This window comes from Deltaproteobacteria bacterium, from assembly GCA_016219225.1.
Classification (GTDB): Bacteria; Desulfobacterota; RBG-13-43-22; order RBG-13-43-22; family RBG-13-43-22; genus RBG-13-43-22.
In genome coordinates this window covers 1-14,675 of the sequence record JACRBX010000127.1, presented here as the reverse complement: position 1 = coordinate 14,675, position 14,675 = coordinate 1, and the positions used below count along the sequence as shown (strand labels likewise).

Annotated in this window: 15 protein-coding genes; 3 read left to right on the top strand and 12 right to left on the bottom strand. The window is 49.4% G+C overall.

Annotated elements, in window-relative coordinates; translation table 11 throughout:
- From HY879_11120 to HY879_11065, 12 genes are all read right to left on the bottom strand, one after another.
- Positions 1-1,538 (bottom strand): PAS domain S-box protein (locus HY879_11120; GenBank protein ID MBI5603895.1); only part of this gene is annotated, 1,538 nt, incomplete at its 3' end.
- A 78-nt stretch (positions 1,539-1,616) separates the two neighbouring features.
- Entirely contained in the window at positions 1,617-1,754 is a 138-nt protein-coding gene (locus HY879_11115) for a hypothetical protein (protein MBI5603894.1), read from the bottom strand.
- Positions 1,755-1,989: 235 nt separating this feature from the next.
- On the bottom strand, positions 1,990-3,252 hold the full coding sequence (gene murA / locus HY879_11110; GenBank protein ID MBI5603893.1) for a UDP-N-acetylglucosamine 1-carboxyvinyltransferase: 1,263 nt from the start codon (positions 3,250-3,252) through the stop codon (positions 1,990-1,992).
- On the bottom strand, positions 3,245-4,156 hold the full coding sequence (gene prmC / locus HY879_11105; protein MBI5603892.1) for a peptide chain release factor N(5)-glutamine methyltransferase: 912 nt from the start codon (positions 4,154-4,156) through the stop codon (positions 3,245-3,247). The genes murA and prmC overlap by 8 nt, the downstream gene beginning before the upstream one ends.
- A 113-nt stretch (positions 4,157-4,269) precedes the next feature.
- On the bottom strand, positions 4,270-5,334 hold the full coding sequence (gene prfA / locus HY879_11100) for a peptide chain release factor 1 (protein ID MBI5603891.1): 1,065 nt from the start codon (positions 5,332-5,334) through the stop codon (positions 4,270-4,272).
- Between the two features lie 11 nt (positions 5,335-5,345).
- On the bottom strand, positions 5,346-6,284 hold the full coding sequence (locus tag HY879_11095; GenBank protein MBI5603890.1) for a DUF1385 domain-containing protein: 939 nt from the start codon (positions 6,282-6,284) through the stop codon (positions 5,346-5,348).
- 29 nt (positions 6,285-6,313) lie between these two features.
- Positions 6,314-6,553, bottom strand: a complete 240-nt coding sequence (gene rpmE / locus HY879_11090) for a 50S ribosomal protein L31 (GenBank protein ID MBI5603889.1) — start codon at positions 6,551-6,553, stop codon at positions 6,314-6,316.
- A gap of 17 nt (positions 6,554-6,570) precedes the next feature.
- On the bottom strand, positions 6,571-7,821 hold the full coding sequence (rho, locus tag HY879_11085; protein ID MBI5603888.1) for a transcription termination factor Rho: 1,251 nt from the start codon (positions 7,819-7,821) through the stop codon (positions 6,571-6,573).
- A gap of 284 nt (positions 7,822-8,105) precedes the next feature.
- Positions 8,106-9,095, bottom strand: coding sequence for an RluA family pseudouridine synthase (locus tag HY879_11080; protein MBI5603887.1), 990 nt, complete (start codon positions 9,093-9,095; stop codon positions 8,106-8,108).
- 12 nt (positions 9,096-9,107) lie between these two features.
- Entirely contained in the window at positions 9,108-10,130 is a 1,023-nt protein-coding gene (locus HY879_11075; protein ID MBI5603886.1) for a TRAM domain-containing protein, read from the bottom strand.
- Between the two features lie 152 nt (positions 10,131-10,282).
- Positions 10,283-10,771 (bottom strand): CarD family transcriptional regulator, encoded by a 489-nt coding sequence (locus HY879_11070; protein ID MBI5603885.1) that lies wholly within the window; start codon positions 10,769-10,771, stop codon positions 10,283-10,285.
- Positions 10,772-10,870: 99 nt separating this feature from the next.
- Complete coding sequence (locus HY879_11065; GenBank protein ID MBI5603884.1) at positions 10,871-12,193, bottom strand: class I SAM-dependent RNA methyltransferase; 1,323 nt, start codon at positions 12,191-12,193, stop codon at positions 10,871-10,873.
- Between the two features lie 264 nt (positions 12,194-12,457).
- Between HY879_11065 and HY879_11060 the strand changes: the two genes are divergently transcribed.
- The 3 genes from HY879_11060 to HY879_11050 form a co-directional block, all read left to right on the top strand.
- Positions 12,458-13,387 (top strand): sigma 54-interacting transcriptional regulator, encoded by a 930-nt coding sequence (locus HY879_11060; protein MBI5603883.1) that lies wholly within the window; start codon positions 12,458-12,460, stop codon positions 13,385-13,387.
- Between the two features lie 26 nt (positions 13,388-13,413).
- On the top strand, positions 13,414-14,058 hold the full coding sequence (locus HY879_11055; protein MBI5603882.1) for a class I SAM-dependent methyltransferase: 645 nt from the start codon (positions 13,414-13,416) through the stop codon (positions 14,056-14,058).
- Positions 14,059-14,072: 14 nt separating this feature from the next.
- On the top strand, positions 14,073-14,675 hold a 603-nt coding region (locus HY879_11050), incomplete at its 3' end, for an aminopeptidase (protein ID MBI5603881.1).

Genomic DNA, 14,675 nt, shown 5'->3' with positions numbered 1-14,675 from the left:
TCTGTAACGTCGTGAAAGACCAGCACCGTGCCCATTACATTTCCGCCGCCTTCCAAAATGGGCGCCGCGCTGTCCTCAATCGGTACTTCGCGGCCATCTTTGGTGACCAGTGCAGTATCATTGGCGAGATCCACCACCCGTTTCTCGCTAAGGACTCGCGCCACCAAGTCTTCAGCCGGCTGATGGGTCTTTTCGTTGATGATCCGGAAAACGCGCTGGACGGGATGGCCCAGGGCCTCTTCGGTTTGCCAGCCGGTCAGTGCCACGGCCATGGGATTGAGAAAGGTGATCCGGCCTTCTTTATCAGTAGCCATGACCGCATCGCCGATGCTACTAAGCGTCACCCGAAGCCACTCGCGCTGACGACGCAACTCCTCTTCCGCCCGCTTTCGGTCGGTGATATCCCATGTTGACCCTTCCAGGATGCCCTCTTCAAGGTAAGCATTCAGTGATGTAATACAATCACGGATTTCTCCATTTTTGTTGAGCATCTTATACTCGAAATCAACGACACGTCCATTGGCTTTGAGCCTGCGGACCATCTCATCACGCTGATGGGGATCAGCCCAGTTGATCACCGAAGGCTTCCCCAGAACTTCCTCTTTTGTCCGACCGAAAATTTTAAGAAGACTTTCATTTGCGTCCAATATCTCTGCACCATCAAGCCGTGCCCTGAACATGCCTACCTCAGCATTGTTGAAGAGGTTTCTGAATTTCTCCTCGCTTTGTTTCAGTTTCCTAAACAAGATGTTCTGGGGTTGGGTCAGACCGGTTTCAATAACGGCAAGGTAAATCAAATAGAAAGAAATGATCTGGAAGAAATGGCCTATCGCGTTCATGACGCCGAAAGGATCTGCGTACAAGGTAAAGGCCAGACCGGTAGCAATGGACAGGAGGATCGAGGCCGAAAGCAGCCGCAACACTCGTGCATCAAATGACCGTCGGTGGAGAAGTAAAAGGGCCAGGGCGCCCAATAAAATCAGGCAGATGATGTAATCGCTCATCACCTTGAAGGTCGTTAGCCCAACGCCCTCAACGAAGCATACCGGGAAGTTCTGCCAGTAGAAAACGGAAAGCAAAACAAGCAAAGTGACCAGCGAATATGCGGCAAAAACGGGGGCCACTCTGAGTTTCCGGTTGATAAACAGCGGCGCAGTCACCAGTGAAATGCTCAGTACGTACCTGCTGGCAATATATAACGTGGGCCCCAGGTTCCCGTATTGGGGAAACACGCCCATGTTCTTGTTACCCAGCACGTGAAGCAGGTCCAGGAAAGCGAAGGAAAGAAAGGCGTTACCTGCGAATAGGAGGTAATGATTATCTATGGACCGCCTTGAATTCCAGGCTACCACAAAAACCGTGCCGGCGATGACAATGGTAAAAATATCCGCAAGGCCGTGGAAAAGGTTGTAGTTATACCTGCTCACGATGTAAAGCACCGGAAAAGCCAATGCACAAAATAATAGGGCAGTGTATCCGGAAGCTCTATCGATAACAACAGGCAGAGGATAGCGATCGAACAGTTTGCTGCGAAACATGGGGCTTGTCCCTATCTCCTTTTTCAAATTGTCACTATCACTTAGAGGTGTCCTTTCACCCCATTCGAAATCTGCAAATCAGACGGGCCGCGAAACACGAATTAGAGAAGCCGCGATGCTGTCATGAAGCTCCCCGGCGATCCTCCTTCTCTCTGTCTCCTGGGTAGTCAGGCATTGCGAGGCAAAAAATCGAACTTGATCATGAGCCTCTCTCAATGCTTCTTCTGAGCGCTTGCGCTCGGTGACGTCACGGGGGCAGCGAAAACCCCTTTCTGATAAGATTGCTTTTGATTGGGGAGAGTATAAAATAAGAAAAAGACAGGGTCAAGGAGTAAAGATAGGGACAAGGAAGGGATGGAAGATTCCCCACTCCAGGTGTTGTGAGCTTTAAATCATGGTCAAAGGCTTCCTCATAAAAAATCCTATCCGTATCCAGGGATTCGATCAGTCCTTATGGGGTATCTTTAATCCTCTCAATACGCGCCCCCAGGGGTAGCAGCTTTTTTTCCAGCCCTTCATAGCCCCGATCGAGGTGATAAACCCGGGAGATCTCGGTGGTCCCTTCGGCAGCCAGTCCGGCCAGGACCAGGGAGGCACTGGCCCTGAGATCGGTGGCCATTACCGGGGCCCCCAGGAGTTTGGAGACGCCTTTAATAACGGCTTGATTCCCGGATACCTGGATGTCGGCCCCCATGCGCCGCAACTCGCTGACGTGCATAAAGCGGTTTTCGAAGATCGTTTCCTTGATCAGGCTGGTATTTTGCCCCAGGGACATGAGGGCCATGAATTGGGCCTGCATATCCGTAGGAAAACCGGGGTAAGGCCGGGTGGTTACGGAGACACTTTTTATTTTTTGAGGGCCATGAATCGTTAGACCGGCTTTCCTTTGGGAAAATTCCAGACCGGCCTCCTTCAGTTTCATGATCACCGTTTCCAGACAGGACCCGTCGTACCCGGCCAGGGTGATCTCTCCGCCGGTGATGCCGGCGGCCGCCATATAAGTCGCCGCCTCGATACGGTCGGGCATGATCCGATAGGGAGTCGGATGGAGGTGGGGAACCCCATGAATGGTGATGATATCCGTGCCGACCCCTTCGATCCGGGCTCCCATGGCCTTTAAAAAGTTGGCCAGATCCACCACCTCGGGCTCCTTGGCGGCATTCCCCAGAATGGTTTTCCCTTTGGCCAGGCAGGCGGCCATCATCAGATTTTCCGTGCCGGTAACCGTGGGGATATCAAAAACGATCTCGGCCCCGCTGAGTTGCCGGGATTTGGCCTCCACATAGCCATGTTTTAAATCGATGCGGGCCCCCATTAATTCCAGACCTTTGAGGTGCAGGTTGATGGGCCGGGCCCCGATAGCGCACCCGCCGGGAAGCGATACCCGGGCCCGGCCGAATCGGGCCACCAAAGGTCCCAGGACCAGGATAGAGGCCCTCATGGTCTTGACCAGGTCATAAGGGGCCTCAAATCGGTCAATCCCGGAACTGTTGATACGCAACGTTCCTTCCGGTCCTTCTTCGAAATGGGTTCCCAAAAAGGAGAGTAACTTTTTTTCGGTTTGAATGTCTCTCAAGGCCGGAAGGTTGGAAAGGGCGGACCACCCATCAACCAAAAGAGTGGCCGACAGGATAGGCAGAGCGGCATTCTTGGCCCCCGAAAGAGATACCTTTCCCTTCAAAGGGATTTTACCCTGAATCTTAATTTTATCCATGATAGCAGGCCGAAAGCACCCGGTCTCTTCCGGCATAATCCTTTAAGATGGCGGCTGGTTCAAATCGGTTTTCCATGGCCAGACCCAGAACCTGGGCCCCCTGGCTTTCTCCAATTTCCATGAACAGCCGGCCGCCGGTCTTGAGTTGGCGGCCGGCTTGTCGAATGATGGTCCGAATGGCCTCCAGGCCGTCCGGTCCCCCCCAAAGGGCCTTCAGGGGTTCATAGTTTTTTACGGTCGGCGGCAAGCCGAAGATCTCCGCTTCGGCGATATAAGGGGGATTGGAAATCACCAGGTCGATCCATCTCTGTTTCAAAGAAAAAGGGGTCAGCCAGTCCCCCTGGACAAAATGAACGGCTGCTTCAACCCCGTGATGGCCTGCATTTCTAAAGGCTGTTTGCAAAGCCGGTCGGGAAAGATCGGTGGCAATAATACGCAAGGACTTCGAATCGGGGATCGATTTGGCCAGGGCCACGGAAACAGCCCCGGAACCGGTCCCCAGTTCAACCACCGTCTGGTTTCCCTGCCGGTCTGAAAGGCATTTCAAGGCCTCTTCCACCAGAAGCTCGGTTTCAGGCCTGGGGATCAGAACAAAGGGATTGACTTCAAAATCTAAAGACCAGAATTCTTTTTGACCCCGGATATAAGCGATTGGTTCGTGTCCGGCCCGGCGAAGCACTTTTTCTTTAAAAGACCGGGCTTCGGTATCCGGAAGGATCTGATCCGAAGAGAGGAGTAAGTACAGACGATCCATTTTAAGGACCGATCCCAGAAGCAATTCGGCACTCAACCGGGGATCGGGCAGATCTTCCTTTTTCAAGCAGTTAACGGCCCAGGTCAGGGCCTGTCGAATGGTCCGGGAATCCTTTTCAGGGATGGTGGTTATGGTCTGAGGGCGTACCATGATTAGATTTTAACCAAAGCTATTTGAAATTTATCTTTTGCGGGTGGCGGGTTTCTGAAATATATGCTTTCCTCTAATAACTCGTAACGCGCAACGCGCAACCCGTAACAGCATCATCCCCCGGTTTTGAGTTGTTCCGCCTGATAGTGGGTGGTCAAGGCATTGATCACTTCGGAAAGGTTCCCCTCCATAATCGTGTCCAGTTGATAGAGGGTCAGGCCGATCCGGTGGTCCGTCAGACGGTTTTGAGGGAAATTATAGGTCCGGATCCGTTCGCTGCGATCCCCGCTGCCTACCTGGCTTTTGCGATCTTCGGAAATCTTATCCTGCTGCTCTTTAATCTTGAGGTCCAAAAGACGGGCCTTCAGGACCTTTAAGGCCTTGGCCTTGTTTTTGTGTTGTGACTTTTCATCCTGACAGGAAACCACCAGTCCGGTCGGCAGGTGCGTGACCCTTATGGCCGAATCGGTGGTATTAACACTTTGTCCTCCCGGTCCGGAGGAACGGAAAACATCCACCCGGATATCTTCAGGATCGAGGACGATATCCACATCTTCGGCCTCGGGAAGCACGGCCACCGTGACGGCCGAGGTATGGAGGCGGCCTTGAGCTTCCGTAGCGGGTACCCTCTGGACCCGGTGGGCCCCGCTTTCATACTTGAGCTTGCTGTAAACCCCTTTGCCTTCGATCAGGGCTATAATTTCCTTATACCCCCCCATGCCGGTCGGATGTTCGCTCATAATTTCCACTTTCCAACCCAAAGTCTCGGCCAGCTTGGAATACATCCGAAAAAGATCGGCGGCAAATAGAGCGGCCTCTTCCCCGCCGGTCCCGGCCCGTATTTCCAGAAGGGTATTTTTTTCATCCAGGGGATCCTTGGGCAGGAGCAGGACCCTGATCTCCTCTTCGATTCCGGTAAGCGCCTCCTTAATGGCTTCGATTTCGCCCTTGGCCAATTCCCGCATTTGGGGGTCAGGGTCTTCCAGGAGTTCTTTGTTTTCTTTGGCCTGATCAGAAAGGGATTTATAGCGGCGATATTTGGAAATGAGAGGGGCCAGTTCGGCATGCTCTTTGGTCAATTTTTGATAAGCGGACTGATTTTTAAGGATCTCCGGGTCACTGAGGGATTCCTCCAGTTTCAGAAAACGATCCTCGACTTCTTCCAATTTTTTCAGCATAACGGTTTGACTTAAACGACCTTGGGACCGGAAAGTTGTCCTTCTAATTCCAGGACGCGACTGAGGGCTTGCAGGGCTACTTCGATCTGGTCTTCCGAAGGTTCCTGGGTAGTCAGACGTTGAATCCAGAGCCCGGGAAGAATGATTAACCGCATCCAGGGGCGATCGGCCTTTTTGCCGGAATATTTTATGGCCTCGTAAGCCAGTCCGGTAATGGGGATCATCAATAGTATTTTAAAACCGACATACAGCCCATTCCGGGACCAGGAATTCAAAGACGGCCATTTGGGCAACAAAGGAAACAGGATGGAGAAAAAGAGGATGCTGATTACCAGGACCAGTAAGATAAATGAAGTCCCGCATCGGGGATGCAAAGTGGAATGCTGCCGGGCATTTTCCACCGTCAAGGCCTGGCCGGCTTCATAGGTAAAAATGGATTTGTGTTCGGCTCCATGATACTGAAAAACCCGGCGAATGTCTTTAAAACGGGAAATGAGCCAGATATAAGCGATAAAGAAAAAGACCTTGATCAATCCATCCAGAAAATGAAAAGAAAAAGAATCCACCCCGAAATGGAAGACACTCAATCCGCCCAGATAGGCGCTGATCCAGTGGGGCAAAGCCACAAACAGCCCCAAACCCAAAAGGATGGCCACCGACAGGGTGCCCAGCATGGCCCACCATCCGATCTCCTTGGTTTCTTCCTCTTCGATCATGGCCTGGTTGGCCGAATAATTTAAGGCCTGGATGCCTTGAATCAGGGTCTCTATCAGGATCAGGGTCCCCCGCAGAACAGGCCATTTCAGAAAAGTATAGCGGTCCGCCCAAGGATGAAGGACATCCTCCTTTGCCACTATCTCCCCATTGGGGCGTCGGACCACCACGGCCAAAGACTTGGGGGCTTTCATCATCACCCCTTCAATAACGGCCTGACCGCCTACCTGGATCATTCGATTCTTTCCATTTTATTACATCCCGATTAGGCCTGGGCTTTTTCTTTAAGGGCGGCTTTTGTATTGTTGAACTGGCTGTATTTTTTCTGGAAACGCTCAATCCTACCGGCCGAATCCATTAATTTCTGTTTGCCGGTGAAAAAGGGATGACATTGGGAACAGATTTCAACCCGGATGTCTTTTCGAGTGGATCCCGTGGGAATTTCATTCCCGCAGGCACAGCGGATCGTCGTTTGATGATAAGCAGGATGAATTTTTTCTTTCATAATAGGTACTCCTATGGTTATTTATTCATTAAGCTTAAAAATTCGGCGTTATCCTTGGTCCCGTCCATTTTCTCGAGGAGAAACTCCATACTGTCCACCACGGTCAACGGGGCCAATAATTTACGTAAAATCCATACCTTATTTAGTTCTTCGGTGCTTAAAAGCAATTCCTCTTTACGGGTCCCGGAACGATTAATGTCAATGGCCGGAAAGATGCGTTTGTCGCTCAGCTTTCGATCCAGATGAATCTCCATGTTGCCGGTCCCCTTAAATTCTTCGAATATGACCTCGTCCATCCGGCTGCCGGTGTCGACCAGGGCTGTGGCGATAATGGTCAGACTGCCGCCCTCTTCGATGTTTCTGGCGGCCCCGAAAAACCGTTTGGGGCGATGGAGGGCATTGGAATCCACGCCGCCCGAGAGGATCTTGCCACTGGGAGGGACCACGGTATTATAGGCCCTGGCCAATCGGGTAATACTGTCCAGCAGGATCACGACGTCCCGTTTGTGTTCCACCAGGCGTTTGGCTTTCTCAATAACCATTTCAGCCACCTGGATATGTCGCTGGGCCGGCTCATCAAAGGTCGAACTGATCACCTCGGCCTTGACCGAACGTTGCATATCCGTGACTTCTTCAGGGCGTTCGTCTATGAGCAGGACAATTAAAATGATATCGTTGAAATTCCGGGAGATGCTGTTGGCGATGTTCTGGAGGAGCATGGTCTTGCCGGTCCGGGGCGGGGAGACGATCAGGCCCCGCTGACCTTTACCGATGGGGGTTAATAAATCCATGACCCGAATGGAATAATTGACCGGGTCATCGGTCTCGAGCTGGATCCGTTCGTTGGGATACAGGGGGGTCAAATTGTCAAACAGGATTTTATCCCTGGAAACCTCCGGGTCTTCAAAATTAACCGATTCCACTTTGAGCAGGGCGAAATAGCGTTCGTTATCCTTAGGGGGCCGAATCTGTCCGGAGGTGGTATCTCCGGTCCGCAAATTGAATCTCCTGATTTGAGATGGGGAGACATAAATATCATCCGGCCCGGGGAGGTAATTGTAATCAGGGGCCCTCAAAAATCCGAACCCATCGGGCAGTATTTCCAATACCCCTTCTCCGTATATGAGTCCGTTTTTTTCCGTTTGGGCCTGGAGCAGAGCGAAGATAAGCTCCTGTTTTCTCATCCCGCTGGCCCCTTCAATATTGAATTCTTTGGCCATCTGGGTAAGTTCGCTGATTTTCTTTTGCTTGAGTTCGGCTAAATTCATGGTATCCTCGATATCCTTGTTTTAAAACGTTCCGGAGGTCTTCTGCGAAAAGGCCCTTTTAGATTTTATTTAAAAAGGCTTAAGAACTATATTATTGTGGTTAACCCAAAAATCCCTTTAGTGATCTGAGTGATTGCAAAAAGAAATGATGATGATTTTGGAATCTGTCGGTTTCTTCTTGGATTTAAATCCTTGTCAGGCAGGTATTGGTACCTTTTGGGGCACCATGATCTCCTATTTTAGTCAGAAAATTATAGCAGAATTCCAAAAATGTCAAGCATTTTTTATGTTTTTTTTGTCATGAATGGGTTGTCCTTATCCGGACCGGTTCGTAACTGTCTGATCAGGCCTTCCATATCCCGAGGGAGCGGGGATGAAAAATCTAACGGTTTTCCCTGGATCGGATGTTGAAAAGACAGCCGGCAGGAATGGAGCAATTGGCGAGAGACCCCTTTCAGAGCCTCCGCCAACGGCCCGTCCTTTTTATTGGACTTATTTTTAAGCCTGCCGTACAGGGGATCGCCGACCACGGGCCACCCTTCAGAAGAAAGATGAACACGAATCTGGTGGGTCCTCCCTGTTTTCAGACCCACCTGGAGCCAGGTGATTCCCTGGGGAAATCTTTCGATGATTTGCCATTCGGTGACGGCCGGTTTGCCATGGGCCTCGTTAATGGCCATCTTTTTTCGCTGTACCGGATGGCGGCCGATGGGGTTTTCTATACGCCCCTGGCTTTTTAGAGGCCCCCCCCAGACCAGGGTCTGATATTCTTTGATAACCCTTCCCATTTGAAAGGCGCGGATCAGTTCCTGATGGGAAGCGTCATTTTTAGCTACTACCATCAGACCGGAAGTGTCTTTGTCCAAGCGGTGGACGATCCCGGGCCGCATGATCCCCCCTATTCCCGAAAGATCGGTGCAGTGAAATAGCAGGGCATGGACCAGGGTCCCGGAATAATGGCCCGGTGCCGGATGGACCACCAATCCGGCCGGCTTGTCTAAGACCAGCAAGTCCTGGTCTTCATAGAGAATGGACAAGGAGATATTCTCAGGGGCCAACATTAAAGGAATGGGCTCCTGGGGAACCAACTCCAGAAAATCCCCCCTCTTTAAACGGTAACCCCCTTTGGCCGCCTGACCATTGACGGTGATCCGTCTTTCTTCAATCCATTTCTTGATCTGAGACCGGGAATAAGGGACCCCCTGTTCCACCCAAAAAAGATCCAGACGTTTAGAGAGATCAGGTTCTTGAACTATAAATTCGTAACGCACAATCTATGACTTTAATTACCCGTTCTTGATCTCTGTAAAGATCATCCGGCCGGTACCGGTTTGCAGGACACTGGTGACTACGACCTCAATCGTCCGGCCGATATGGCGCCGGGCGTTCTCCACCACCACCATGGTCCCATCATCCATATAAGCAATGCCTTGACCCGGGGTTTTCCCTTCCCGGATAATCTGGGCATTTAAGATTTCCCCGGGAAGAACGGCAGGTTTCAGGGCATTGGCCAATTTGTTCAGATTCAGGCATTTAACTCCCCGTAATTCAGCCACTTTATTTAGATTGAAATCGTTGGTGATAATTGTTCCATGCATTTCCAGGGCCAGATCCACCAACTTGGCATCCACATTGTCCTTGGGAGGATTCCGATCCAGGATCATGACCTCCAGATCTTTTTGCTTTTGTATCTTTTCAATAACATCCAGCCCCCTTCGCCCTCGAATCTTTTTTAAGGAATCGTTGGAATCGGCAATATGGTGCAATTCCTGGAGGATGAACTGGGGAATAATCAAGGTCCCTTCCACAAACCCGGTTTCACATATGTCGGCAATCCGACCGTCGATGATGACACTGGTGTCCAACAGGTAGCGATTTGGGTTTTTAGAAAGAGTGGAAGGAAATAAAGCCGAGTCGGCAAATTTGCCTATCTCTCCGGCCTTGGTACTGCCCAAAGCCAACCCCAGATAACCAAAAATGCCGCTTAATGAGAGTAGTATGAAATAATGGAGGAAGGTATCGGTCCGGAAACAGTCAAAAGGAAACATTAAAAGGCGGGCCACGACCAATCCCAAAACCAGACCGGTTACCCCCCCCAAAGAACTCCGGAGAGGGATCTTTTTAAATTGTTTTTCAATTTCAAGGACCATAATAGCCAAAACAAGACCCAGGAAGGCCCCCAGATAAGGAATCCAGGGAATGGCCTCGGTTTCCCAGAGGCGGCCGCTTATAAAAAACCCCCCTATCAAACAGATGATGATTAATAATGCTTTTAATAAAAACTGGTTCACAATTTCACCTCCTTTCATATCCTTGGGCAGGAAGAATAACCTAATCGGAGTTTCTATTAGTTTGTGACAAAAAGGATCGGTCTCGAATTAAGACATCTTTACAATTCGGCCGGATGAAGAAATAAGGCAGGGATCAATAAATCCAACCAATTTAAGAGGAGACTTCCTCTTCAGGTTTTAAATATTCGTTTAATGTCCTCCTCGACTTTGGTTTCTTCCATCTTTTTGGCGATGGAGATTTCCTTAACCAGCAGACTCTTGGCCGTATCGAGCATCTTGCGTTCACCGAAAGAAAGCTCTTTTTCCAATTTCAATAGAAACAGATCCCTGAGTACCTGAGCCACTTCATAGACCGAACCGGTCTTGATTTTTTCCATATATTCCCGGTATCGCCGGTTCCAGCTCTGATTGTCGAATTCAATATCTTTCTCTTTTAAAATTTTAAAGATTTTGGAAACTTCCTCGGCCTTGATTATCTCTCTCAGTCCCACATTATTGGCATTGCAGATGGGGATCATGATGATCATATTGTTTTCCAAAATGCGCATAATATAAAAATTTTGAGAAGAACCATAAAGGTTGCGGGCCTCTATGGATTCAATCCGACCAACTCCATGGGCAGGATACACCGCCAAATCGCCCACCTTAAATATCATCATGGGCCAACCTCCTGGTTTGAATTTTAAAAACCTTTTTATTATATCATGTTCTTTGTAAAAACAAAATATAAAATTTTATTAATGTATCTAATAAGTTATTTACTTTTTCAAGAAAGTGACGCTTTCCAGATGGAAGGTCTGGGGGAAAAAGTCGATCGGCTTAGACCATTCCACCTTCCAACCTCTGGCCGCAAGCATGGAAAGATCTCTGAAAAGGGTCATGGGGTCGCAGGAAAAATATAAGATCTTTTTTAAGTCCCAGGCATCCAACCAGGGGATTATCTCCCGAGCCCCGCTTCGTGGGGGATCCAGAATGACCAGAGAAATCGGAAGGTGACGCAAATGGGATTGCCGGACACCAGCCTCGGCTTTGGTTTGAATAAAGGAACAGTTGGAGATCCGGTTGATTTTCTGGTTCCAGCGGGCATTGGCGACCGCTAAGGGAAAGGCCTCAAGGCCAAACACCTCCCTGGTCTGGAGGGCCACCGGCAGGGTAAAATTCCCTAAACCGCAGTAGAGGTCTAAGATGGTGTCTCGACTGGTAAAAAGGTCCTGTTTTAGCAAGTGGGCCATCAACAGCCGGTTTAATTCCAGGTTGACCTGAGTAAAAACCAGAGGGAAACAGGTTATCCGGAGATCTTGCTGCAGCCCGGTTTCAGAAGCTGGAAGGGAAAATCCGGGGCTGTCCTCTTCCGGGATAAAGGGGTGCTCTCCGGATAGAGAAATATGGTTGGGTCCCCGGAAAAGGAGGTATTTCAAATCAAGGTCTGCAAAAAGGGCTTCCGTAATTTTTTTCCGTTGGGACCGGGGGAGTTTCTTCGGAGAGGAAAAGACGATCCCTCTTTCCCGGGGACTATCAAAGCCCTGGAGGTCGATTTCCGGGCTCCATTGATCAACCCCAAGGGTTCTGATTTTTTCCTTAAGGACTCCCAGGGTTTCATTAACCACCCCATTGGCTAAAAGACAGTGGTCCACCGGGACCAGATCGTGACTTTTAGCCCCGAAGAAACCAATATGTAACTTATTGTTTTTAAAAATTGTTTTAAGATGAAGGCGGTGGCGATAGCCATACGCCGAAGGGGAAATCAATGTCGGTTCAAGGTTGAGATCCTTTGTTTTCAGGGTGTGCTCCATGGCCTGTCTAAAGAGCTGTTCTTTCTGCTGGACTTGTTTGTGGGGTGCCAGATGCTGAAGTTGGCAGCCTCCGCAAGCCGGATAAAATGAACAAGGGGGTTCGATCCGGTCCGGAGAAGGATCGAGGATCCGGATCAAATTCCCCAGGCTATAGTTTTTTTTAGAGTGGACCAATTCGATGTCGACGACTTCCCCCGGAAGAACAAAAGGGACAAAAACAACCTTGCCGTCTATCCGTCCTATGCCCTGGCCCCCCCAGGAAAGCTTTGAAATAGATACTTCGGGCATATTAAATCCCGACAAACCAGACCCATAATGGGATGGTCTGCATGGAAATTAAGGTGGTTAACATGACAATGGAGGCGGATAGTTCCAGGAAAATAACCAGGAATATGGGAAAGATTACATTGATAAGGGTCATAAAGACTATTATAGAAATCCCCCGGATATTTTTCCAGAACTATTTATGGGAAAATTTAATTGTTGACCATATTCGGCCCTGTATGCTATGTAGGCGATGATATTCTATTTAAAGGATAAACGCCAGAAGCAATGCATTCTCCACTCATAGGGCAACCTCAACGGCTCGAACCCTTTAAGAGTTTTTTGAGCGTTATTGCCAAAACCCAGGACCCGATCCTGATTTCCGGCCCTACCGGTTCAGGGAAAAAAAGGATTATCCAGTTCCTGGTCCAGAATGGATCATTTAACCAGGAGCCCATTTTTTTTATCAATACCCTTCAGTTTTCGGAGGCGCTCTGGGTTCAGGCCCAGGGCGTCTTAAAGGCCCGGGGAACCTTGGTGATCGAAGGCATTGAGCACCTGCCCTTAATCCTTCAGTCCAAATTAAAAAACTGGCTGGCCGGGCAAGGACCTCTGCTTTCCGAGAAAGATGTTATTCCAACAGATTGGCGGATTATAAGCACCTGTCTGTCTCCCGAGGAGGTCTGGGAAGATCTGGTTTATGATTTCCCCTATCATATCCAGCTACCTTCCTTGAACGAAGTGGTCGAAGACATCCCCTATCATATTAAATATTTTCTCCGTGACAAATCCATCCGCTATGTGCGATATTTCTTTCTGTTAAAGACTTTTTTCCATAAATGGCAGGGGAACCTCCGCGAATTGGAACATTACCTTATCCAGGCCATGTCTTATTATTGTTCCCTGGGGCCGTCGTCCGGATTAAACGGGGGAGAAGAGGTCTTTGGAGAAAAGAAGATGCGGTACTACCAGGATATCCTGAAGGGGGAATGGTGGTATTATCCCTACCGGTTTCCCCCTGATTTCACCAGATACCTGGCAACCATTCTGAACAAGACCGATTTTCGGAAAAAAATTATCGAAGAAAACCAGGTAATCCCCTTGCTGGACAATGAGCCCGGTTTCCTGGTCTTTGATATGACAGACCCGGATTTTGAAAAGAAGGCCATTCAGGTCTATTATACCTTTTCAGACTATCTCAACCAGCAGTCCAAGTAAAAAACCATAAGGAGCACTTGAAACCTATGGGCAAAAAGAACAACGGTAACAACGGAAATGGCCGGTCAATGGAAGGGATTTATTCTTTTTATTCTCCCTTTTATGATCTTATTTTTGGTAAGGTTTTAGAAGCAGGAAGAAAATTGGCCTTCAACTATCTGGATTCTTCGAAGAAAAAAGTCCTCGAGGTCGGCATAGGAACAGGGTTGACCTTGCCCCATTACCCCAAAGGCTGCCATATCGTCGGGATCGATATATCGGCTAAAATGATCCAGCGGGCTAAAGAACGGGTCAAACTGATGGGTAATGGACTGAAGGTGGACCTCCAGGTTATGGATGCCTGCCGGATGACTTTTGAAGACAATACCTTTGATGCTATTCTCTCCCCCTACGTCATTACGACGGTTCAGGACCCTCACCAATTTTGTCGGGAGATCATTCGGGTCTGTAAACCGGGAGGGCAAATCATCATTGTCAATCACTCTAAGGACCCGGACCGGTTTTTAGGTAAATTTGAATCCCTGGCCTCTCCCTTTTTCGCCAAGATCGGTTTTGTGACCGACCTGGATGTGGTCTCCCTGGTTAAATCCACGGAAATCGAAATCCAGCGCATTATCAATTGCAACCTTTTTAATTTGCACAAGATCATCCTGGGGCAAAAACCCTTATAGGCATGTTAAAAAAATTGAGTAAAAAAGATGCCCAGGCCCTGGAGAAACGTTTGGCCTTTCGAAGACGCCTGGTTTGGGACGAACTTCCTCCAGGTGAAGAGAAAAGGGTTTGGGAACTTGCGGAGGACTATAAGGTCTTTTTAAATGCTTCCAAGACGGAACGGGAAACCATTGGAGAAATTACCCGGAGAATAACCGCGGCGGGATTCGTCCCCTGCGAATATGCCGCCCCCGGAGGGAAGGTTTTCCAGGTCTTGAAGGACAAGGTCCTGGCCTTAGCCATTCTCGGGAAAGAACCTTTATCCGCCGGACTGCAATGCATCGCTTCCCATGTCGATGCCCCCCGTTTAGACCTGAAGCAACATCCCTTGTATGAAGAAACGCACCTGGCCTTTTTCAAGACCCATTATTATGGGGGGATAAAAAAGTATCAGTGGCTGGCCAGACCTCTGGCCCTTCATGGGACCATCCTGACCGCCGAAAAAAAAAAGATCCATCTGGCTATTGGAGAAAAAGACCAGGACCCGGTCTTTTCCGTGGCCGACCTCCTGCCCCATTTGGCCCGGAAGGTCCAGATGGAAATTAAGCTTTCAGAGGCCGTTGAAGAAGAAAGGCTC

Bases quoted from the DNA above. Each gene is read 5' to 3' on its own strand.
- murA (MBI5603893.1), bottom strand. From the start codon at position 3,252: ATGGATAAAATTAAGATTCAGGGTAAAATCCCTTTGAAGGGAAAGGTA.
- prmC (MBI5603892.1), bottom strand. From the start codon at position 4,156: ATGGTACGCCCTCAGACCATAACCACCATCCCTGAAAAGGATTCCCGG.
- prfA (MBI5603891.1), bottom strand. From the start codon at position 5,334: ATGCTGAAAAAATTGGAAGAAGTCGAGGATCGTTTTCTGAAACTGGAG.
- HY879_11095 (MBI5603890.1), bottom strand. From the start codon at position 6,284: ATGATCCAGGTAGGCGGTCAGGCCGTTATTGAAGGGGTGATGATGAAA.
- rpmE (MBI5603889.1), bottom strand. From the start codon at position 6,553: ATGAAAGAAAAAATTCATCCTGCTTATCATCAAACGACGATCCGCTGT.
- rho (MBI5603888.1), bottom strand. From the start codon at position 7,821: ATGAATTTAGCCGAACTCAAGCAAAAGAAAATCAGCGAACTTACCCAG.
- HY879_11075 (MBI5603886.1), bottom strand. From the start codon at position 10,130: ATGAAAGGAGGTGAAATTGTGAACCAGTTTTTATTAAAAGCATTATTA.
- HY879_11070 (MBI5603885.1), bottom strand. From the start codon at position 10,771: ATGATGATATTTAAGGTGGGCGATTTGGCGGTGTATCCTGCCCATGGA.
- HY879_11065 (MBI5603884.1), bottom strand. From the start codon at position 12,193: ATGCCCGAAGTATCTATTTCAAAGCTTTCCTGGGGGGGCCAGGGCATA.
- HY879_11060 (MBI5603883.1), top strand. From the start codon at position 12,458: ATGCATTCTCCACTCATAGGGCAACCTCAACGGCTCGAACCCTTTAAG.
- HY879_11055 (MBI5603882.1), top strand. From the start codon at position 13,414: ATGGGCAAAAAGAACAACGGTAACAACGGAAATGGCCGGTCAATGGAA.